The organism is Streptomyces sp. NPDC002580 (assembly GCF_042889485.1).
In the GTDB taxonomy this organism is placed as follows: domain Bacteria; phylum Actinomycetota; class Actinomycetes; order Streptomycetales; family Streptomycetaceae; genus Streptomyces.
The window spans coordinates 24,993-48,383 of sequence record NZ_JBIAQZ010000018.1 but is presented as its reverse complement, the minus strand read 5'-3'; the positions used below and the strand labels follow the sequence as shown (position 1 = coordinate 48,383).

Genomic DNA, 23,391 nt, shown 5'->3' with positions numbered 1-23,391 from the left:
AATTCGGCAAGGGATCACCGGACCGCGCCGAAGCGGTCAGGAAATCCCGAATTCCTTGCCGAGCAGATCGAATACTTCGTCGTCCGTAGCCGATTCCAGATCGCTGCCGCCCGTACCAGGTCCTTCCTGGACCGGCACCTTGCCGAATTCACCGGCATTCGCCAATACGGCCTGGAGCTTTGACACGATCCGGTCGCGAGTTTCACTCGCCGACAACCGCGTGACCAATTCTTGTTCAATCCTGTCCAGGTCGGCAAGTAGGGAATTCACTAGGGCCGGTCCGGCCGCCCCCGCCGTCTCCATGAGTACGTGACGGGCCAGAAGAGCGGGTGTCGGGTAGTCGAAGACCAGCGTCGCGGGGAGCCGCAGCCCGGTGGCCTTGTTCAGCCGGTTGCGCAGTTCGACGGCCGTGAGGGAGTCGAAGCCCAGGTCCTGGAAGGCGTGTTCCGGCCGGACCGTACGGTCCGACGCGTGCCCCAGGACCGCGGCCGCCTCGGCCCGGACCAGGTCCAGCACGGTCTTCTCCCGCTCAGCCTCCGGCAGCCCCTCCAGGCGCTCGGCCAGCGAGGACGCAAAGGGAGCGGCGGCGGCCTGCGCGGCCCTCCGGGCGGCCGTGGCCGGCACGAGGGCGCGCAGCACCGGCGGGGCCTCACCGGCGCGCAGCGCGCCGGTGTCGATGCGGACCGGGGCGAGTACCGCCTCGTCCGAAGCCAGTGCCGCGTCGAACAGCCGCAGCCCCTCCTCCGGCGGCAGCGACAGCACTCCGCTGCGCGCCATCCGCGCCCGGTCGGCCTCGGCGAGGCCGACCGTCATCGCACCGGACTGTTCCCACACACCCCATGCCAGCGATGTGGCGGGCAGCCCTTCACGGCGCCGGTGCGCCGCGAAGGCGTCGAGGAAGGAATTCGCCGCCGCGTAGCTCGCCTGACCGGCGCTGCCGACCATGCCGGCGACGGACGAGAACACCACGAAGGCGGTCAGGCCCATTTCCCGGGTGCACTCGTGCAGGTTCAGCACGGCGTCCACCTTGGGGCGGAAGACCTCCCTCATCCTCTCCGGTGTGACCGAGGCGACGACCCCGTCGTCGAGAACACCCGCGGTGTGCACGACGGCCGACAGCGCATGCTCGCCGAGCCCGTCCAGCATTCCGGAGACGGCCTCCCTGTCCGCGACGTCACAGGCCGCCCAGGTGACCTTGCCACCCCATGCGACCAGTTCGGCCTCCAGCTCGGCCGCACCGGGTGCGTCCGCGCCCCGGCGGCTCGCCAGCAGGAGTCGGCGCACCTTGTGCTCGGACACCAGGTGCCGCGCGACGAGCGCGCCCAGCGCCCCGGAGGCACCGGTCACGAGGACGGTGCCGGCGGCGAGGTCCGGCAGGTCGGCGGCGGTAGTGGTGGCGGTCCCGGTGGCCTTCACCAGGCGCGGTACGAACACCTCCCCGTCGCGGACCGCGCATTGCGGCTCGCCGGAAGCGAGCGCGGCGGGCAGCACACCGACCGCCTCATCGGTGTCCTCGGCCTCCACCAGCACGATCCGGTCCGGATTCTCCGACTGCGCGGACCGCACGAGCCCCCACACCGCAGCATGAGCCAGATCGCCCGGACGCGTCACCAGCGCCAGACACCCCGGCCGCTCCTCCGCCAACCACCACTGCACCAACCCCAGAACCTCACTCGCAGTGCGGTGCACGCGGTCGGCGGTCTCCGTACCGAACCCCGCCGGGCACGGAACGACGGTGACCACCGCGACATCGGGAAGGGCCGGCTCTGCGGGCAGAGCGGCCGGATCCGAGTAGCTCCGTACGTCGAGGCCGACGGCAGCGTCAGTCGCCGTGAGGGCCGCGGGCTGCCATACGAGGCGGAACAGCGAGTCGTCGGCACGCCTGCCGGAGCCGCCCGCCACGAGCAGTTGCTCGCGCGACACCGGCCGCAGCGACAGTGAGCCGACCGTGGCCACCAGACCGCCCGAGGCGTCGGCCACGGTCAGCGACACCGCGTCCGTACCCGTGCGAGAGACCTTGACCCGCAGCGCCGTGGCCCCCACGGCACGCACACCCACCTCGGACCAGACGAAGGGCAGCAGCGGCCCGTCGACGACGGGGCCGAGCCCGCCCGCGCCGATCGCGTGCAGCGCCGCGTCCAGCAGCGCCGGATGAACGGCGAACGCGCCCGCGTCCGTGCCCTCGGGCAGGGTGACCTCGGCTAGAACGTCGTTCCCGCTGCGCCACACCGACCGCAGGCCCCGGAAGACCGGGCCGTAGCCCAGACCGAGTTCGTCCAGGCCCTCGTAGAACCCGGTCAGGTCGACGGCCTCGGCACCCGCCGGCGGCCACGCGCCGAGGTCCGCACCGTGCGGCGGCTCGGGCAGCGCGTCCGTCAGGGAGCCGACCGCGTGCCGCACCCACGGCGCGTCCGGGGCATCCTCCCGTCGCGAGTGCATGCTCAGCGCGCGTCTGCCCGGCTCCTCCTCGGCCCCGACCCACACCTGCACGGCCACACCGCCGCGGTCCGGGACGATCAGAGGCGCTTCCAGTGTCAGCTCCTCGACCTGTGCACAACCGGCCTCGTCGCCCGCACGCACCGCCAGCTCCACGAGCGCGGTACCCGGCAGCAGCACGCTGTCCATGACCGTGTGGTCGGCGAGCCAGGGGTGCGTCCTGAGCGAGAGCCGCCCGGTGACCAGGAACCCGTCGGCGCCGGGCAATGCGACCGCCGCACCGGCCAACGGGTGCTCCGCCGCACCCAGCCCGAGTCCGGTGGCGGCGGCGCTGCCGGTGAACTCCTCGGGCGCGTCCAGCCAGTAGCGCTCGTACTGGAAGGCGTAGGTCGGCAGGTCGACGCGGCGGGCGCCGGGGAAGAGCGCCTGCCAGTCCGGGGAGACACCATGAGCGTGCAGTTCGGCGAGCGCGGTCACGAGGGCCTGCGGCTCGGGGCGGTCGGCGCGCAGCAGCAGCGGGACGGTGACGATGTCCGCGTCAAGGCAGCCTTCGGCAAGGGCGCTGAGGACAGCGCCGGGGCCGATCTCCACGAACGTGCTCACGCCCAGCTCGTGCAGGGTCCGGACGCCGTCGGCGAAGCGGACCGCCTCACGGACGTGTCGCACCCAGTACTCCGGGGTGTACGGCTCGGCCAGTCGGCCGGTGAGGTTCGAGACCACCGGAATCCGCGGCTCGTCGAAGGCCAGACCACGGACGACCTGCGCGAACTCCTCCAGCATCGGATCCATCAACGGCGAATGGAACGCGTGACTCACCTTCAACCGCGAGGTCTTGCGGCCCTGTCGGGCGAAAACCTCGGCGATCTCCAGCACGGCATCCTCGGCACCGGAGACCACGACCGACCGCGGGCCGTTGACCGCGGCAATCCCGACCCCGTCGGTCAGATACGGCAGCACCTCGTCCTCGGTGGCCTGCACCGCCACCATCGCACCACCGGCGGGCAGCGCCTGCATCAACGCCGCCCGCGCCGACACCAGCCTCGCCGCGTCCCCGAGCGACAACACACCCGCCACATGAGCGGCCGCGATCTCACCCACCGAATGACCGGCCACATGATCCGGCCGCACACCCCACGATTCCAGCAGCCGGAACAGAGCCACCTCAAGGGCGAACAACGCCGGCTGCGTCGAACCCGTCTGGTTCAGCTCCTCCGCGTCGACATCGACCGGCGCATCCAGAAGCGCGCACACCTCGTCGTACGCCGCCGCGAACACCGGGAAGGCATCGTAGAGTTCACGCCCCATCCCCAGCCGCTGCGAACCCTGACCCGAGAACAAGAACCCGGTCTTGCCGCCGATGCCCGGTTCACCCAGGACGACCCGGTTGGACGGGGACCCTGCGGCCAGCGCGCGGAGCCCTTCCAGGAGTTCATCCCGGTGCTCCCCCACCACGGCGGCCCGGTGCTCCATGGCCGAGCGTGTGGTGGCGAGCGAGAAGCCGATGTCGGCCAGCCGCAGGTCCGTGGCCGTCGCCGTCGCCAGGGACAGCAGGCGCTCCGCCTGGGCCCGCAGCGCCGCCTCCGTCCTGCCGGACAGCACCCACGGTACGACCGCACCGGTGTCGGACACGGACGGCAACTCCGCCGCACCAGGCGCCTGTTCGACGATCACGTGGGCGTTGGTTCCGCTGATGCCGAAGGACGACACGGCGGCGCGGCGCGGCACGTCGGTCACCGGCCATTCCACGGCCTCGGTGAGCAGCCGGACCGCGCCCGCCGACCAGTCCACGTGCGGCGTCGGCTCGTCCACGTGCAGGGTCCGCGGCAGCACACCGTGCCGCATCGCCATGACCATCTTGATCACACCACCGACACCCGCGGCCGCCTGCGCATGACCGACGTTCGACTTCAGCGAGCCCAGCCACAACGGCCGCTCCTCCGCACGCTCCTGACCGTACGTGGCGATCAGCGCCTGCGCCTCGATCGGATCACCCAGCCTCGTACCCGTACCGTGCGCCTCCACCGCATCGACCTGACCCGAGGACAGGCCCGCGTTCGCCAGCGCCTGCCGGATCACCCGCTGCTGCGCCGGACCGTTCGGAGCCGTCAGACCGTTCGACGCGCCGTCCTGGTTCACCGCCGTACCGCGAACGACCGCCAGCACCCGGTGACCGTTGCGACGCGCATCCGACAGCCGCTCCACCAGCAGCATGCCCGCGCCCTCGGCCCAGCCCGTACCGTCGGCCCCGGCGCCGAACGCCTTGCACCGGCCGTCCGCCGACAAGCCCCGCTGACGGCTGAACTCCACGAACGTCGAGGGAGTCGCCATGACGGTCACGCCACCGACCAGCGCCATCGAGCACTCGCCGCTGCGTAGCGACTGGGTCGCCAGGTGGAGGGCCACGAGCGAGGACGAGCACGCCGTGTCCACGGTGACCGCCGGGCCCTCGAGCCCGAACGTGTACGAGAGCCGGCCGGAGGCGATGCTGCCCGCGCTGCCGCTGCCCAGGTAGGCGTCCATGCCCTCCGGAGCCGTCTTCACGCGGCCGCCGTAGTCGTGGTACATCACGCCGGCGAAGACACCGGTCCTGCTGCCCCGTACCGTCGCCGGGTCGATCCCGGCCCGCTCGAACGCCTCCCACGACGTCTCCAGCAGCAACCGCTGCTGCGGGTCCATCGCCAGCGCCTCACGCGGCGAGATCCCGAAGAACTCGGCGTCGAAGTCCGCCGCGTCGTGCAGGAAGCCGCCGTGGCGCACGTAGGACTTGCCGGAGCGGTCGGGGTCCGGGTCGTAGAGGTTCTCGACGTCCCAGCCGCGGTTCTCGGGGAATCCCGAGACCGCGTCGCCGCCGGAGGCGACGAGGCGCCACAGGTCTTCGGGCGACCGCACGTCACCGGGAAACCGGCAGGCCATGCCCACGATCGCGATCGGCTCGTCCGTCCCGGTCACCGCGGCGACCGCGGCCTCGGACCGCTCCTGGACGCCCAGCGTCTCGGCGAGCAGGAAGCGGGAGAGCGCGACGGGCGTGGGGTGGTCGAAGACCATGGTCGCGGGGAGCCGCAGCCCGGTCGCCGTGTTCAGCCGGTTGCGCAGTTCCACCGAGGTGAGCGAGTCGAAACCGGCGTCCTGGAACGCGTGTTCCGGCTGGACGGCCTGGGCCGAGGCGTGGCCGAGCACGGCGGCGACCTCGGTACGCACCAGGTCCAGCACCACCTGCTCGCGCTCGACCTCGGACAGCCCGGCCAGCCGCCGGCCCAGCGATCCCTTCGGCGCGGTCCTCGCCGTGCGCCGCGCGGTGCCCCGTACCGGGCCGCGCAGCCCTCGCAGGACCGGCGGCACCATGCCCTGCGGCCCGCCCGGGTCCAGCCTCAGCGGGGCGACGACGGCCCGGTCCAGGGTCAGTGCCGCGTCGAACAGCCGCAGTCCTTCGTCGACGGCCATCGGAGCCAGGCCCACCCGCCTGAGCCGGGCGAGGTCCGCCTGGTCGAGCCGGTCGGCCATGCCACTGCCCTGCTCCCACAAGCCCCATGCCAGCGACGTGGCGGGGAGCCCCCGGGCGCGGCGGGCTTCGGCGAAAGCGTCGAGGAAGGTGTTCGCCGCCGCGTAGTTGCCCTGTCCCGCGCTGCCCAGGATTCCGGACACCGAGGAGAAGACGACGAACGCCGACAGGTCGCTCGTCAGCTCATGGAGGTTGAGCACGGCGTCGGTCTTCGGGCGCAGCACCTTCTCCATGCGCTCCGGGGTGAGCGCGGCGATCACTCCGTCGTCGAGGACGCCGGCCGTGTGCACCACGGCCGTCACCGGCGTGCCGGACAGCACCTCGGCGAGGGCGTCCCGGTCGGCCACGTCGCAGGCCGCCCAGCGCACCTCGGCGCCCCACGCGGCCAGTTCGGCCTCCAGCTCGGCCGCACCGGGTGCGTCCGCGCCGCGACGGCTGAGCAGCAGCAGACTGCGCACACCGTGCTCGGCGACCAGGTGCCGGGCGAACAGCCCGCCCAGCGCACCGGAGGCACCGGTCAGCAGGACGGTGCCGGAGCCGAAGTCCGGCGTGCCGGTGGCCGCCCCGGTGGCCTTCACCAGGCGCGGTACGAACACCTCCCCGTCGACCACCGCGAACTGCGGCTCGCCGGAAGCGAGCGCGGCGGGCAGCACACCGACCGCCTCATCGGTGTCCTCGGCCTCCACCAGCACGATCCGGTCCGGATTCTCCGACTGCGCGGACCGCACGAGCCCCCACACCGCAGCATGAGCCAGATCGCCCGGACGCGTCACCAGCGCCAGACACCCCGGCCGCTCCTCCGCCAACCACCACTGCACCAACCCCAGAACCTCACTCACGACGCCGTGCACACGGTCGGCGGTCTCCGTACCGAACCCCGCCGGGCACGGAACGACGGTGACATCCGGTGCCCCTTCCGACTCCCGCAGTGCGTCGAAGTCCGCGACGGTCTCGATCACCAGCGCGTCGGTGGCGGAGGGAAGGGTGAACGGCGTCCACTCCAGCGCGAACAGCTGATCGCCACCACCGGCACCGCGCGATTGCTCCGCCGAAACGGCCCTCAACGACAGCGACTCGACCGAGGCCACCGGGTCACCGGCGCCATCGGCCACGGCCAGCTTCACCGAACCGGTGACCGTCCGCGACAGCTTCACCCGCGCCATCGCCGCACCGGCCGCCTGCACGGCGACGCCGGACCACGCGAACGGCAGGACCGGGCCCTCGTCCAGCGCCACCAGCCCACCGGCGGCCAGTGCGTGCAGGGCGGCGTCCAGCAGCGCCGGGTGCAGGGCGAAGGCCGCCGCCTCGGCAGCCGACTCGTCCGGCAGCTCGACCTCGGCGAAGACATCGTTCCCGGCGCGCCACACCGAGCGCAGCCCCTGGAAGACCGGACCATAGTCCAGGCCCGCAGCGGCCATGCCCTCGTAGAACCCGGTCAGGTCGACGGCATCCGCACCCGCCGGCGGCCACGCGCCGAGGTCCGCAGCAAACGGTGCCTCTGCCGAGGACAGCACACCCGTCGCGTGTCGCAGCCACGAACCGTCGTCGACGCGTGAGTGCACGCTCAGCTGCCTCCGGCCGGACTCGTCCTCCGGACCGACAGCCACCTGAAGGGTGACGCCACCGCGCTCGGGCACGACCAGGGGAAGCTCGAGGGTGAGGTCTTCGACCCAGCCGCATCCCGTCTCGTCGCCCGCCCGGATCGCCAACTCGACGAACGCGGTGCCGGGCAGCAGAACGGTCCCGTTCACGGCGTGGTCGGCGAGCCACGGGTGGGTTTTGAGGGAAATCAGTCCGGTGAGCAGGACCCCGTTGCTGTCGGCCGTCGCAATCGCGGCACCGAGCAGCGGATGGTCCGCCGCCCCCAGGCCGGCGGCCCGGACGTCACCGGACGTCCGGGGAACGTCGAGCCAGTAGCGCTCGCGCTGGAAGGCGTAGGTGGGCAGGTCGACGCGGCGGGCGCCGGGGAAGAGCGCCTGCCAGTCGGGCGAGACGCCGTGGGTGTGCAACTGCCCTACGGCGGTGACGAGGGCGTACGGCTCAAGGCGGTCGGCGCGCAGGGCGGGAACGGTGACGATGTCTGTGCCGTCGTCGAAGCAGCCCTGGACGAGGGCGCTCAGCACACCGCCGGGGCCGATCTCCACGAACGTGCTCACGCCCAGCTCGTGGAGAGTCCGGACGCCGTCGGCGAAGCGCACCGCCTCGCGGACGTGCCGGACCCAGTACTCGGGCGTGTACGGCTCGGCCAGTCGGCCGGTGAGGTTCGAGACCACGGGAATCCGCGGCTCGTCGAAGACCAGACCACTGACGACCCGCGCGAACTCCTCCAGCATCGGATCCATCAACGGCGAGTGGAACGCGTGACTGACCTTCAGACGGGACGTCCTACGACCCTGACCGGCGAAGACCTCACCGACGGCGGTGACCACGTCCTCCGCACCGGAAACGACCACGGACCGAGGGCCGTTGACCGCGGCGATGCCAACCCCGTCGGTCAGGTGCGGCAATACCTCGTCCTCGGTGGCCTGCACCGCGACCATGGCGCCGCCGCCGGGCAGCGCCTGCATCAACGCGGCACGCGCCGACACCAACTTCGCCGCATCCCCGAGCGACAGCACCCCGGCCACGTGCGCGGCCGCGATCTCACCCACCGAATGACCGGCCACATAGTCCGGCCGTACACCCCACGATTCGAGAAGCCGGAACAAGGCCACCTCAAGGGCGAACAAAGCCGGCTGCGTCGAACCCGTCTGATCGAGCTCCTCCACGTCGACGTCGACCGGGGCGTCCAGAAGCGCGCACACCTCGTCGTACGCCGCCGCGAACACCGGGTACGCCGCGTACAGCTCACGCCCCATGCCGACCCGCTGCGAACCCTGACCCGAGAACAAGAACCCCACCTTGCCCCCGACGACACCGCCCACCGGAGCAGCACCGGAAGCAAGCGTCTCCAGCCCCTGCCGGAACTCTCCGAGCTCCTCCCCCACGACCACCGCACGGCGCTCCAGCACCGCACGCGACGTCGCCAGCGAGAACGCCACGTCCTCCGGCCGAACCTCACCACCCCCGACGCCCTCGGCGTCCACGAAGGACAGCAACCGGCCCGCCTGCTCCCGCAACGCCGCATCACTCTTCGCCGACAGCACCCACGGCACGACAGCACCCGAGGCCGAAGCCGGGGAATCCTCCGTCACACCAGGCGCCTGTTCGACGATCACGTGCGCGTTGGTGCCGCTCACACCGAAGGACGACACGGCGGCCCGGCGCGGCACGTCGGTCACCGGCCACTCCACGGACTCGGTCAACAGCCGTACGGCGCCCGCCGACCAGTCCACGTGCGGCGTCGGCTCGTCCACGTGCAGGGTCCGCGGCAGCACACCGTGCCGCATCGCCATCACCATCTTGATCACACCACCGACACCCGCGGCCGCCTGCGCATGACCGACGTTCGACTTCAGCGAGCCCAGCCACAACGGCCGCTCCTCCGCACGCTCCTGACCGTACGTGGCGATCAGCGCCTGCGCCTCGATCGGATCACCCAGCCTCGTACCCGTACCGTGCGCCTCCACCGCATCCACCTGCTCCGAAGACAGACCCGCATTGGCCAGCGCCTGCCGGATCACCCGCTGCTGCGCCGGACCGTTCGGAGCCGTCAGACCGTTCGACGCGCCGTCCTGGTTCACCGCCGTACCGCGAACGACCGCCAGCACCCGGTGACCGTTGCGACGCGCATCCGACAGCCGCTCCACCAGCAGCATGCCCGCGCCCTCGGCCCAGCCCGTACCGTCCGCACCGGCCGCGAACGCCTTGCACCGGCCGTCCGCCGACAAGCCCCGCTGACGGCTGAACTCCACGAACACGGACGGGCCTGCCATCACCGTGACGCCGCCGACGAGGGCCATCGAGCACTCACCGCTCCGCAGTGCCTGCGCGGCGAGGTGGAGGGCCACGAGCGACGACGAGCACGCCGTGTCGACCGTGACCGCCGGCCCCTCGAGCCCGAGCGTGTACGAAACACGCCCCGAAGCGACGCTGCCCGCGCTGCCGTTGACGAGGTAGCCCTCCAGCCCTGCCGGCGAGGTGTGCACGCGGCCGCCGTAGTCGTGGTACATCACGCCGGCGAAGACACCGGTCCTGCTGCCCCGTACCGTCGCCGGGTCGATCCCGGCCCGCTCGAACGCCTCCCACGACGTCTCCAGCAGCAACCGCTGCTGCGGGTCCATCGCCAGCGCCTCACGCGGCGAGATCCCGAAGAACTCGGCGTCGAAGTCCGCCGCGTCGTGCAGGAAGCCGCCCTCTCGGGTGTAGCTGGTGCCCCACTGTTCGGGGTTCGGGTCGTAGAGCCGCTCCACGTCCCAGCCGCGGTCCTCGGGAAAGCCCGACACGGCGTCGCCGCCGGAAGACACCAGCTGCCACAGGTCCTCGGGCGACCGCACGCCGCCGGGGTAGCGGCAGGCCATGCCCACGATCGCGATCGGCTCGTCCGCCGTTCCGGTGGGCGTGGAGAGGGTCGCCGGCACGACTGCCGCCGCCTCGCCGGCGCCTGCGGCTTCGGCGGTGAGGAAGCGGGCGAGGGCAAGCGGGTTCGGGTAGTCGAAGACCAGCGTGGCGGGCAGGCGCATACCGACGGCCGAGTTGAGCCGGTTGCGCAGTTCGACGGCGGTCAGCGAGTCGAACCCGATGTCCTTGAACGAGTCGTCCGCGCCGACCGACTGCGCGGCGGCGTGCCCGAGCACGGCGGCGACCTCGGTACGCACCAGGTCCAGCACCACCTGCTCGCGCTCGGCTTCCGGCAGCCCGGCCAGCCGCTGACCCAGTGATCCCTTCGGCGCGGTCCGCGCCGTGCGCCGCACCGGCGCGACCCGCACCAGTCCGCGCAGGACAGGCGGCACGGGCTGCCCCGGTCCGTCACGGAAGGCGGACGTGTCGAGCCGGATCGGGGCGACTGCCGCCCGATCGACGGCCAGTGCCGCGTCGAACATCCGCAGGCCGTCCGTCGGCGGGATCGCGGCGAGGCCCATCCGCTTGATGCGGGTGAGATCGGTGTGGTCGAGGCTGCCGGTCATGGCGCTCTCGCTGTCCTGCGCCCACAGGCCCCAGGCCAGCGACGTGGCCCGCAGGCCCACGGAACGGCGGTGCTCGGCGAGGGCGTCGAGGAAGGTGTTGGCAGCGGCGTAGTTCGCCTGGCCGGGCGTGCCGAGGGTGCCCGCCACCGAGGAGAAGAGCACGAACGCGGACAGGTCGCCGGACAGCTCGCCCGCCAGGTCGTGCAGGTTCAGCGCCGCGTCCACCTTCGGACGGAACACGGCGTCCAGCCGCTCGTGGGTCAGTGAGCCGATGATTCCGTCGTCCAGGACGCCGGCGGTGTGGACGATCGCGGACAGGCTCTGCCCGGGACCGGTCAGGAGTGCACGCACGGCGTCGCGGTCGGCCACATCACACGCGGCCCAGGTGACGTCGGCGCCCTTCGCGGTCAGCTCGGCGGTGAGTTCGGCCGCGCCGGGTGCGTCGCCGCCGCGACGGCTGACGAGCAGCAGACTGCGCACACCGTGCTCGGCGACCAGGTGCCGGGCGAACAGTCCGCCCAGCCCGCCCGACGCGCCGGTCAACAGAACGGTGCCGGAGCCGAGGCCGGGCAGCTCAGGCCCCGCGTCCGGCGCGGCGACGCGGACCAGTCTCGGCACCCGGACCTCGTCGCCCGCGTGCACCGCGGCCTGCGGCTCACCCGACGCGATCAGGCCGGGCAGCACGCGAGCAAGACGGGGGTCGTCAACACCGCCGACGACATCGGCACGGGCATCACCGGCGGTCTCGACCAGCACGATGCGGTCGGGGTTCTCGGTCTGCGCCGAGCGCACCAGTCCGCGGACCGCCGACTGGGCGAGGTCTCCCGTACGCGTCACCAGCACCAGGCGCCCCTGGCGTTCCTCTGCAAGCCACCACTGCACCAACTCCAGCACGGCGTGGGTGATCTCACGGACCCGGGTGGCCAGGTCCGCACCGGTCCCGGTCGGGCAGGGCACGACCACGGCATCGGCGACGGCCGCGGCATCGCTGTCCGCCGGCGAGTCGGTGGAACGGAGCGCGGCGAGATCCTCGTACGTCTCGATCCTCATGCCGTCCGGCGCGGGCGGCAGGCCTAACGGCGTCCACTCCAGGCCGAAGACCGCGTCGTCGCTGCCGGAACCGGCGCGGGACTGGTCGGCGGGCGCCGGGCGCAGCGTCAGCGAGTCGACCTGCGCGACCGGTTCACCGGTGCCGTCGGCCAGTACCAGCGACACCGTGGAGGTGCCGGTGCCGACGCGCGAGACCTTCACCCGCAGGTCGGAGGCTCCGGCAGCCGCCAGGCGCACGCCGCTCCAGGCGAACGGCAGCAGTCCGTTCCCCGTCCCGGCCTCAGGCTCGACCGCGCCCAGCCAGACGGAGTGCAGGGCGGCGTCGAACAGGGCGGGGTGCAGTCCGTACTTCCCGGCGTCCGTCCGCTCCGTGCCGGGCAGCTCCACCTCTGCGAAGAAGTCGTCCCCGCTCCGCCACGCGGTACGCAGCCCCTGGAAGACGGGGCCGTAGTCGAGCGCCATGTCGGCGAGGCGGTCGTAGAACCCGTCGACGTCGACCGGCTCCGCACCCACGGGCGGCCACGCGGTGAGCGAGCCGTCCGCGGGCCCTCCTGTGGCGACGGTCAGCGAGCCGGAGGCGTGCCGGACCCATACCCGTTCGAAGTCGTCCTCGTGGGCGTACACGTCCCCGTCGTCGATCCGCGAGTGCACGGTCAGCGGCCTGCGGCCCGAGCCGTCGTCGGCGCCGACGCGCACCTGCAGGGCGACGCCGCCGCGCTCGGGCACGAGCAGCGGTGTCTCCAATGTCAGCTCTTCCAACAGGTCGCAGCCCACGGCGTCGGCAGCGGCGATCGCCAGCTCGACGAACGCGGTTCCCGGCAGGAGCGCGACCCCACTGACGGCGTGGTCCACCAGCCACGGGTGCGTATGCGTCGAGAGCCGCCCGGTGAGCAGGTGTCCGTCGCCGTCGGCCAGCGGCACGGCGGCGCCGAGGAGCGGGTGATTGGCTTCGCCCTGCCCCACCGCGCGCAGGTCACCGGCCGAGGCGGGGGCGTCGAGCCAGTAGCGCTCGCGCTGGAAGGCGTAGGTGGGCAGGTCGACGCGCCGGGCGCCGGGGAAGAAGGCGTGCCAGTCCACTTCGGCACCGCTGACGTGCAACTCGGCGAGCGCGGTCACGACGGCCTGCCGCTCGGGACGGTCGGCCCGGAGCACGGGGACGGTGACGATGCCATCCGCACAGCCCTGCGCCATGCCGCTCAGCACACCGCCCGGACCGATCTCCACGAACGTGGTCACACCCAGATCGCCCAGAGTCTCGATGCCGTCGGCGAAGCGCACCGCCTCACGCACGTGCCGCACCCAGTACTCCGGGGTGTACCGCTCGGCCAGGCGACCGGTGAGGTTCGAGACCACCGGAATCCGCGGCTCACCGTAGGACAGCCCGCGAACGACCTGCGCGAACTCCTCCAGCATCGGGTCCATCAACGGCGAATGGAACGCGTGACTGACCTTCAGACGGGACGTCCTACGACCCTGACCGGCGAAGACCTCACCGATGGCGACCACCACGTCCTCGGCCCCGGAGACAACGACCGACCTCGGACCGTTGACCGCCGCGATCCCGACCTCGTCGGTCAGGTGCGGCAGCACCTCGTCCTCGGCCGCCTGGACCGCCACCATCGCCCCGCCCGCGGGCAGCGCCTGCATCAACGCCGCACGCGTCGACACCAGCTTCGCCGCGTCCTCGAGCGACAACACACCCGCCACGTGCGCGGCCGCGATCTCACCCACCGAATGACCGGCCACATAGTCCGGCCGGATGCCCCACGATTCGAGAAGCCGGAACAGGGCCACCTCCACCGCGAACAACGCCGGCTGCGTGCAACCCGTCCGGTTCAACTCCTCCGCGTCGACGTCGAGCGTGACGTCGAGATGGGCGCGGATCTCGTCGTAGGCGGCGGCGAACACCGGGAAGGCGTCGTAAAGTCCGCGGCCCATACCGACCCGCTGCGAACCCTGACCCGAGAACAAGAACCCGACCTCGCTCGCCGAGTGAGCGCGTCCGGCGACGACGTTCGCCGCCGGTTCGCCTGCCACCAAGGCCTCAAGACCTGCCCGCAACCCGGCCGGGTCGGCGCCGATCACCACAGCCCGGTGCTCCAGCGCCGACCGCGTCGTGGCCGACGAGAATCCGACGTCGACGGGCGACACATCGTCGGTCGCGAAGGCCAGTAGACGCTCCGCCTGGGCCCGCAACGCCACTTCATTCCTTGCTGACAGCACCCACGGCACGGGCACCGGGCGGTGTTCCCGGGCCGGGTCGGCCACGGCCGCGGCGGGCGCCTCCTCGATGATCGTGTGCGCGTTGGTGCCGCCGATGCCGAAGGACGACACCGCGGCCCTGCGGGGCCTGGCGGTCCCGGGCCATCGCACCGGCTCGGTCAGCAGCCGCACGGCGCCCGCCGACCAGTCGACGTGCGCGGTCGGCTCGTCCACATGAAGCGTCTGCGGCAGCATGCCGTGCCGCATCGCCAACACCATCTTGATCACACCGGCGACACCCGCGGCGGCCTGCGTGTGACCGATGTTGGACTTGACCGAGCCCAGCCACAACGGCCGGTCGGCGGAGTGTTCCTGCCCGTACGTGGCGAGGAGCGCCTGCGCCTCGATCGGGTCGCCCAGCCTCGTGCCCGTGCCGTGCGCCTCGACGGCGTCCACGTCGGCCGGCGTGAGCCCGGCGGACGCCAGCGCCTGCCGGATCACCCGCTGCTGCGAGGGACCGTTCGGCGCGGTCAGACCGTTGGACGCCCCGTCCTGGTTCACCGCACTCCCCCGCACGACGGCCAGTACCTCGTGGCCGTTCCGACGGGCGTCGGACAACCGCTCCACCAACAGCAGACCGACGCCCTCGCCCCAGCCCGTACCGTCGGCACCGGCCGCGAACGCCTTGCACCGCCCGTCGGGCGACAGACCGCGCTGTCGGCTGAACTCCACGAACAGGTCCGGCGTGGTCATGACGGTGACGCCCCCGACCAGGGCCATCGTGCACTCGCCGCTCCGTAGGGCCTGCGCGGCGAGATGGAGGGCCACGAGCGACGACGAGCACGCCGTGTCGACCGTGACCGCCGAACCCTCCAGGCCGAACGTGTAGGAGATGCGTCCGGAGACGACCGAGGCCGCCTTGCCGGTGAGCGCGTACCCCTCGATCTCCTCGGGCGCATTGCGCAGTCCGTTGGCGTAGTCCTGGCCGTTGGTGCCGATGAAGACACCGGTGCGGCTGGCGCGGACGGAGGCGGGGGCGATACCGGCGCGCTCGAAGGCCTCCCACGCGGTCTCCAGCAGCAGCCGCTGCTGCGGGTCCATGGCCAGCGCCTCGCGCGGCGAGATCCCGAAGAGACCGGCGTCGAAGCGGTCGGCGCCCTGGATGAAGCCGCCCTCGCGCGCGTACGTCTTGCCGGGTCGGTCGGGGTCGGGGTCGTAGAGCGCGTCGATGTCCCAGCCGCGGTCGGTGGGGAAGCCGGACATCGCGTCCTGGCCGGAGCTCAGCAGCTCCCACAGGTCCTCCGGCGACTGGACGCCACCGGGGAAGCGGCAGCTCATGCTGACGATCGCGAGGGGCTCGTCGGCCGCGGCGGCGGCCGTCGCCTGCGCGGCGTCCGCCGCCGGCCCGTGCCGGCCGAGGAGTTCCACGCCCAGGTGACGGGCGAGGGCGGTGGGGGTCGGGTGGTCGAAGACCAAGGTGGTGGGCAGCTTGAGGCCGGTGGCCGTGTTGAGCCTGTGGCGCAGTTCGACGGCGGTGAGCGAGTCGAAGCCGGTCTCGCGGAACGTCCGGTCGGCTTCGAAGGCGCCCTTGCCCGTGTGGCCGAGCACCGTGGCGGCCTGCTCGCGGACCAGGTCCAGCAGGATGCGGCTCTGCTCCCCCGGCGTGGCGCCGAGGAGGCGCTGGACCAGCGCGGACGCGGGCACTTCGGCCTTCTGCGCGGCCCGGGCACGTACTTCGAGGGCCTTGCGGGCCTCGGGTACACCGTGCAGCAGCGGGCAGGGGCGCGTGCCGGCGAAGGCCGGGACGAAGCGGTCCCAGTCCACGTCCGCGACGGTCACGGAGGTTTCGCCGTGGGTCAGCGCACCGTGCAGCACGGAGATCGCGGGAAGGGCCGCGATCGCCCGTACGCCGCGCCGCCGCAGATGGTCACCGGCGGCGCCGTCGGCCATGCCTCCGTCCGCCCAGGATCCCCAGGCAACGGCCAGCGCGGGCAGGCCCTGCGCCCGGCGCTGCTCGGCGAGGGCGTCGAGGAAGGCGTTCGCGGCACCGTAGGCGCCCTGGCCGCCGTTGCCCCAGACACCGGTCATCGAGGAGAAGAGCACGAAGGCGTCGAGGTCCTGGCGGTCCCGGGTGAGCTCGTGCAGGTTGAGCGCTGCGTCCACCTTGGGGCGCAGCACGTGGTCGAGGCGCTCGGGCGTGAGCGATTCGACCAGACCGTCGTCGAGTACGCCCGCGGTGTGCACCACGGCGTTCACGGTGTGCCGGCCGAACAACTCGGCGAGCGCGTCGCGGTCGGCCGCATCGCACGCGACGACGGTGACCTGGGCGCCCAACTCCTCCAGCTCCGCCTTGAGTTCGGTGGCGCCCGGCGCGTCGGGGCCCCGGCGGCCGGTGAGCACCAGGTGTTCGGCACCGGCACCGGCGAGCCAGCGGGCCACGTGCCCGCCCAGCGCACCCGTACCACCGGTCACGAGCACGGTGCCGCGCGGCGACCAGGGTGCGTCCGCGGGTTCCGTGCTGTGCGGCGCGCGCACGAGGCGGCGGCCGGACACTCCGGAGGCGCGTACGGCGAGCTGGTCCTCGTCGGCCTGGGCCAGCACGCCGACCAGTCGCTCCAGCGCGCGGGAGTCGAGCTCGGCAGGCAGGTCGACGAGCCCGCCCCAGCGCTGCGGCTGTTCCAGGGCGACGATCCTGCCCAGGCCCCAGAGCCGGGCGGAGACGGGGTCGGTCAGCAGATCCGTCGTGCCGGTCGACACCGCGCCGCTGGTCAGACACCACAGCGGGGCCTCGATCCCGGCGTCGCCGAGGGCCTGGAGCGACAAAACGAGCCGCTGGAGGGCATCAGCCCCCGCTTCTCCCTGTGCTGCGGCGAACAGGATGCCGTCGGCCTGCTCGTGCCCGGCGTCGGCGAAGGCCCGGGCGAGCACGTCGCGGTCGGTGTCCTCGCTCACGGCGAACGGTACGAGCGCGACGCCGAGTTCCGTGAGCCCGGCGCGGATCGCCTCGGTCCACGCGGTCTCCTCGGAGACCGCGTAGAGCCAGGTCCCCGACGGAGCGGCCCCGACCATGTCACCGAGCGGCTGCCAGGTGATCCGGTAGCGCCAGCCGTCGGCGGTGGACTGCTCGCGCCGCTGCCGGCGCCAGGCGGCCAGCCTGGGTGCGACCACGCCCAGTTCGGCGGGCTCCAGTCCCAGGAGCGCACCGAGAGATGCCCGGTCCTCGCTCTCGACGGAGTCCCAGAACTCGGCGTCCATCGCCTCCGGGGCGCCGGCGGTCGCCTGAGGCGCGTCGAGCCAGTAGCGCTCGCGCTGGAAGGCGTAGGTGGGCAGGTCGACGCGGCGGGCGCCGGGGAAGAGCGCCTGCCAGTCGGGCGAGACGCCGTGGGTGTGCAACTGCCCTACGGCGGTGACGAGGGCGTACGGCTCAAGGCGGTCGGCGCGCAGGGCGGGAACGGTGAGGACGTCCGTGCCGTCGTCGAAGCAGCCCTGGACGAGGGCGCTCAGCACACCGCCGGGGCCGACCTCGACGAACGTGCTCACGCCCAGACCGCCGAGGGTCTCGACGCCGTCGGCGAACCGCACCGCCTCACGGACGTGCCGGACCCAGTACTCCGGGGTGTACGCCTCGGCCAGGAGACCGGTGAGGTTCGAAACGACGGGAATCCGCGGCTCGTTGAAGGTCAGAACGCTGGCAACCTGGGCAAACTCGTCCAGCATCGGATCCATCAACGGCGAATGGAACGCGTGGCTCACCTTCAACCGGGACGTCTTGCGGCCCTGCGCAGCGAACGCTTCGGCAATCGTCGTGACCGCGTCCTCGGCACCGGAAATGACTACGGACCGCGGGCCGTTGACCGCCGCGATCCCGACGCCGTCGGTCAGGTGCGGCAGTACCTCGTCTTCGGTCGCCTGGACCGCGACCATGGCGCCGCCGCCGGGCAGCGCCTGCATCAACGCGGCACGCGCCGACACCAACTTCGCCGCATCCTCGAGTGACAACACCCCGGCCACGTGAGCGGCCGCGATCTCACCCACCGAGTGACCGGCCACATAGTCCGGCCGGACGCCCCACGATTCCAGCAGCCGGAACAGAGCCACCTCGATCGCGAACAACGCCGGCTGCGTCGAACCGGTCTGATGAAGCGTCTCCGTATCGACGTCGACCGGGGCGTCCAGAAGCGCGCACACCTCGTCGTACGCCGCCGCGAACACCGGGTACGCCGCGTACAGCTCACGCCCCATGCCGACCCGCTGCGAACCCTGACCCGAGAACAAGAACCCGGTCTTGCCGCCGACGACACCGCCCACCGGAGCAGCACCGGAAGCAAGCGTCTCCAGCCCCTGCCGGAACTCTCCGAGCTCCTCCCCCACGACCACCGCACGGCGCTCCAGCACCGCACGCGACGTCGCCAGCGAGAACGCCACGTCCTCCAGCCGGACCCCGGCACCCCCAACGCCCACAGCGTCCTCGGCGCCCACAGCGTCCTCGGCGCCCTCGGCGTTCAGGAAGGACAGCAGTCGGCCCGCCTGCTCCCGCAGCGCCGCATCGCTCTTCGCCGACAGCACCCACGGGACCGGCCCCACAACGGCCGTTCCGCGGGCGGGTTCTTCGCTCGTCGCGGCCTGCTCGACGATGACGTGCGCGTTGGTGCCGCTGATCCCGAAGGAGGACACCGCTGCCCGGCGCGGAGCCTCACGCGCGGGCCACTCCACCGCCTCGGCCAGCAGTCGTACGCCGCTTGCCGACCAGGCCACGTGCGGGGTCGGCTCGTCGACGTGCAGCGTCTGCGGCAGCACACCGTGCCGCATCGCCATCACCATCTTGATCACACCGGCGACACCCGCCGCGGCCTGCGTGTGGCCGATGTTCGACTTCAGCGAGCCCAGCCACAACGGCCGGTCGCCGTCCCGTCCCTGGCCGTAGGCGGCGATGAGGGCTTCTGCCTCGATCGGGTCGCCGAGCCGCGTGCCCGTCCCGTGCGCCTCCACGGCGTCGACGTCCGCGGGCGCGAGTCCGGCGGCCGCCAGGGCCTGGCGGATGACGCGCTGCTGGGAGGGGCCGTTCGGCGCCGTGAGTCCGTTCGACGCGCCGTCCTGGTTGACCGCGCTGCCACGCACGACGGCCAGTACCCGGTGGCCGTTGCGCCGGGCGTCGCTGAGCCGCTCCACCAGCAGCATGCCGACGCCCTCGGCCCAGCCCGTACCGTCCGCACCGGCCGCGAACGCCTTGCAGCGGCCATCCGCCGACAGGCCGCGCTGACGGCTGAACTCCACGAACATGCCGGGCGTGGACATCACGGTGACGCCGCCGGCCAGGGCCATCGTGCACTCGCCGCTCCGCAGCGACTGGACGGCCAGGTGCAGCGCCACCAGCGAGGACGAGCACGCCGTGTCGACCGTGACCGCCGGGCCCTCGAGCCCGAACGAGTAGGCCACGCGGCCCGAGGCGACGCTGGTCGTCGTGCCGGTCAGCAGGTAGCCCTCGATACCGTCGGCCGGCTCGTGCAGCCGGGGGCCGTAGTCCTGTGCCGTCGCGCCGATGAACACGCCCGTCCGGCTCCCGCGTAGCGTGGCCGGGTCGATGCCGGCCCGCTCGAAGGCCTCCCACGCGGTCTCCAGGACCAGCCGCTGCTGCGGGTCGATCGCGGCGGCCTCGCGGGGGCTGATGCCGAAGAAGCCGGCGTCGAACTCGGCCGCCTCGTGCAGGAAGCCGCCGTGCCGCGTCGAGGACTTGCCGAGCGTCCCGGGCTCCGGGTCGTAGAGCGCTTCGACGTCCCAGCCGCGGTCCGCCGGGAATCCGGAGACGGCGTCGCCACCTGAGGCGACCAGCCGCCACAGGTCCTCGGGAGAACTCACCCCGCCGGGCAGACGGCAGCTCATGGCCACGATGGCGATGGGCTCGTCGGGGTCGGCCGACGTCGCGGACGCGGAGGCCGCCGTGTCCTCGCCGCCCAGGGACCGGGCGGCGAGGTGGCGGGCGAGCGCGGCGGGGGTCGGGTGGTCGAACAGCAGCCCGCTGGGCAGGCGCAGGCCGGTGGCCTCGCCCAGTTGGTCGCGCAGTTCCACCGAGCTGAGCGAGTCGAAGCCGAGGTCCTTGAACGTCCACTCGGTCTCGACCTGGCGGGCTTCGGCGTGGCCCAGGACGGCGGCGACGTGCGCGCGGACCAGGTCGAGCACGGCCTCGTCGCGTTCGGACCGGGGCAGTGCGGTCAGCCGTCGGCCCAGGGCTCCGAGGGGCGTGCTGTCGGTCTCGGCGATGGCGATGGCGTCCGGCTCCGGAGCCGCGGGAGCCCAGCCGGTGGTGGCGACGGACGGCGTGGTGTCGCCGTCCAGCCAGTACCGCTGCCGTTCGAACGCGTAGGTGGGGAGCGCGACCTTGCGGCGTGCGTCTCGCCCGCCGCCGAACAGGGCGTCCCAGTCCGGCTCCACGCCGTGGACGTGCAGCGAGGCGACCGACGTCAGCAGGGCCTGCGCCTCGGGGCGACGGGCGCGCAGGGCGGGGACGAACAAGGACTCGCTGTCGGCGCCGGCGCGGGCCATGGAGGTGAGCACGCCGCCGGGGCCGAGCTCCAGGTACGTGCGGACGCCCTGCTCGTCGAGGCGCGCGACGCCGTCGGCGAAGCGGACCGCGTCGCGCACGTGGCGGACCCAGTACGCGGCCGTGCACCCTTCGTACCCCGAGGGATCCTCGGACAGCCGGCCTGTCACGTTGGACACGATCGGGATGCGCGGGGTGTGGAAGGTCAGGCCCTCGGCCACGTCGCGGAACTCCGCCAGCATGGGCTCCATGTGCGGGGAGTGGAAGGCGTGGCTGACCCGCAGCCGACTGGTCTTGCGGCCCAGGGCGGCGAAGGCGTCGGCGATCCCGGTGGCGAGGTCCTCGTCGCCGGAGACGACGACGGAGTCCGGTCCGTTCAGCGCGGCGATGCTCACGCGGTCCGTGCGGTCGCCGATGCGGGCGCGGACCTCGTCCTCCGTGGCCTGGACGGCGATCATGACGCCGCCGGCGGGCAGCGCCTGCATCAGGCGGCCGCGCGCGGCCACGAGGGCGCAGGCGTCGGCGAGCGAGAGGACGCCGGCCACGTGCGCGGCGGCGAGTTCGCCGATGGAGTGGCCCATCAGCACGCCGGGGGTGATGCCCCAGCTCTCCAGCAGCCGGAACAGGGCGACCTCGACGGCGAACAGCGAGGTCTGCGTGTAGAGGGTCCGATCGAGTTCGGCCGCTTCCTCGGTGCCTTCGGGGGCGAACATGACCTCGCGCAGCGGCCGCGGCAGCAAGGGGTCGAGGTGCACGCACACCTCGTCCAGCTCGGTGGCGAACGCGGGGACGGCCTCGGCCAGTTCACGTCCCATGCCGGCTCGCTGGCTGCCCTGGCCGGAGAAGAGGAAGGCGAGCTCGCCGCGCGCGCCGGTGCGGTCCGTGCGGCCCGTGGTCAGCGCGGCGTCGATGCCGCCGGTGGACAGCTCGCGCAGGGCGCGCAAGAAGTCGTCGCGGTCCTCGCCCACGACGACCGCCCGGTGTTCGAAGGCGGTGCGGCCGGTGGCCAGCGACCAGCCGGCGTCGGGCAGGACGAGACCGGGGTGCGCCTCGGCGTGTGCGAGCAGGGCGACGGCCTGGGCGCGCAGCCCGGACGCGGTCCTGGCGGACAGCGGCCAGAGGGTCGGCGCCGTGCTCGTACCCGCCTCCGCGGCCGCGCCCGCCGCGGCCGCCCGGTGTTCCGCCAGCACGATGTGGCAGTTGGTGCCGCCCATGCCGAACGAGCTGACGCCGGCGAGCAGCGGGCGGTCCTCCTGGCCCTCCCACGACGTGTGCTCGGTCTGCACACGTAAGTTCAACCGGTCCAGGGGGATCGCCGGGTTCGGCGTCTCGAAGTTGAGGCTGGCGGGCAGTTCGCGGTGGCTGAGCGACAGGGCGGCCTTCAGCAGACCGGTGATGCCGGCGGCACCCTCCAGATGGCCGACGTTGGTCTTGGCCGAGCCGACCCGCAGTGGGCGGCCGGGCTCGCGTCCCGCACCGAGCACTGCGCCGAGCGCGGCTGCCTCGACGGGGTCGCCGACCTTGGTGCCGGTGCCGTGCAACTCCACGTAGCCGACGTGGGCGGGGTCGGTCCCGGCCCGCTCGTGGGCGAGACGCAGTACCTGTTCCTGCCCTGCCTGCAGCGGCACGGTCAGCCCGTCGCCGCCACCGTCGTTGTTGACCGCGCTGCCGCGGATCACGCAGTAGACGGGGTCGCCGTCCGCGACGGCCCGGGCGAGAGGTTTGAGCACGACGATGCCGCCGCCCTCGCCGCGGACGTAGCCGTTCGCGCGGGCGTCGAAGGTGAAGCAGCGGCCGTCGGGGGACAGGCCGCCGAACTTGGCGGCGCCCATGGCGCTCTCGGGAACGATGTTGAGGTTCACGCCGCCCGCGAGGGCGATCGTCGATTCGCCCTCGCGGAGGCTCTCGCAGGCGAGGTGGACCGAGACCAGGGAGGAGGACTGGCCGGAGTCCACGGTCAGGCTGGGGCCGTTGAGCCCGAGGAAGTAGGAGACCCGGTTGGCGATGATGCTGCGGTGCAGGCCTGTGACGGTGTGCGGAGAGATGGCGGTGAGACCGGAGCGGTGGTGCAAGGTCGCGTAGTCGTCCCAGATGGCGCCGACGAACACCCCGGTCCGGGTGGAGCGCAGCGTCCCGGCCCGCACGTGCGCGTCCTCCAGCGCTTCCCAGGCCAGCTCCAGCACAAGCCGCTGCTGCGGATCCATGGCGGCGGCCTCCTTGGGGGAGACTCCGAAGAACCCGGCGTCGAAGTGGCCGATGCGGTCGAGGAATCCTCCCCGTCGGATGTCGGTCCTGCCGGGTGCGGACGGGTCGGCGTCACCCGCCGCGGCCCCGTCCCACCGGTCCGGGGGGACGTCGGTGATCGCGTCCGCGCCCTCGCCGAGCAGCCGCCAGAAGGCGGCTGGGTCGGCGGCCCCCGGCAGTCGGCACGCCAAGCCGATCACAGCTATACCATCGGCCGAATCCGCCGAAGCCGAACCGGACCGATTCACCATTCCGCTGAGCTCGGACTCGACCATATTGCACTCCACCCACCCGCACAGAGAATGAAAAGGCACCGCACCGTGCCGGCCACGGCACAGGCGATCGGTTCGACCGGA

General features: G+C 72.6%; 1 protein-coding gene. It reads right to left on the bottom strand.

All coding sequences use genetic code 11. The features are described from left to right. Positions 1–36: 36 nt before the first annotated feature. Positions 37–23,310, bottom strand: a complete 23,274-nt coding sequence (locus ACFYW7_RS36410) for a type I polyketide synthase (protein WP_389510494.1) — start codon at positions 23,308–23,310, stop codon at positions 37–39. Between the last annotated feature and the right edge of the window lie 81 nt (positions 23,311–23,391).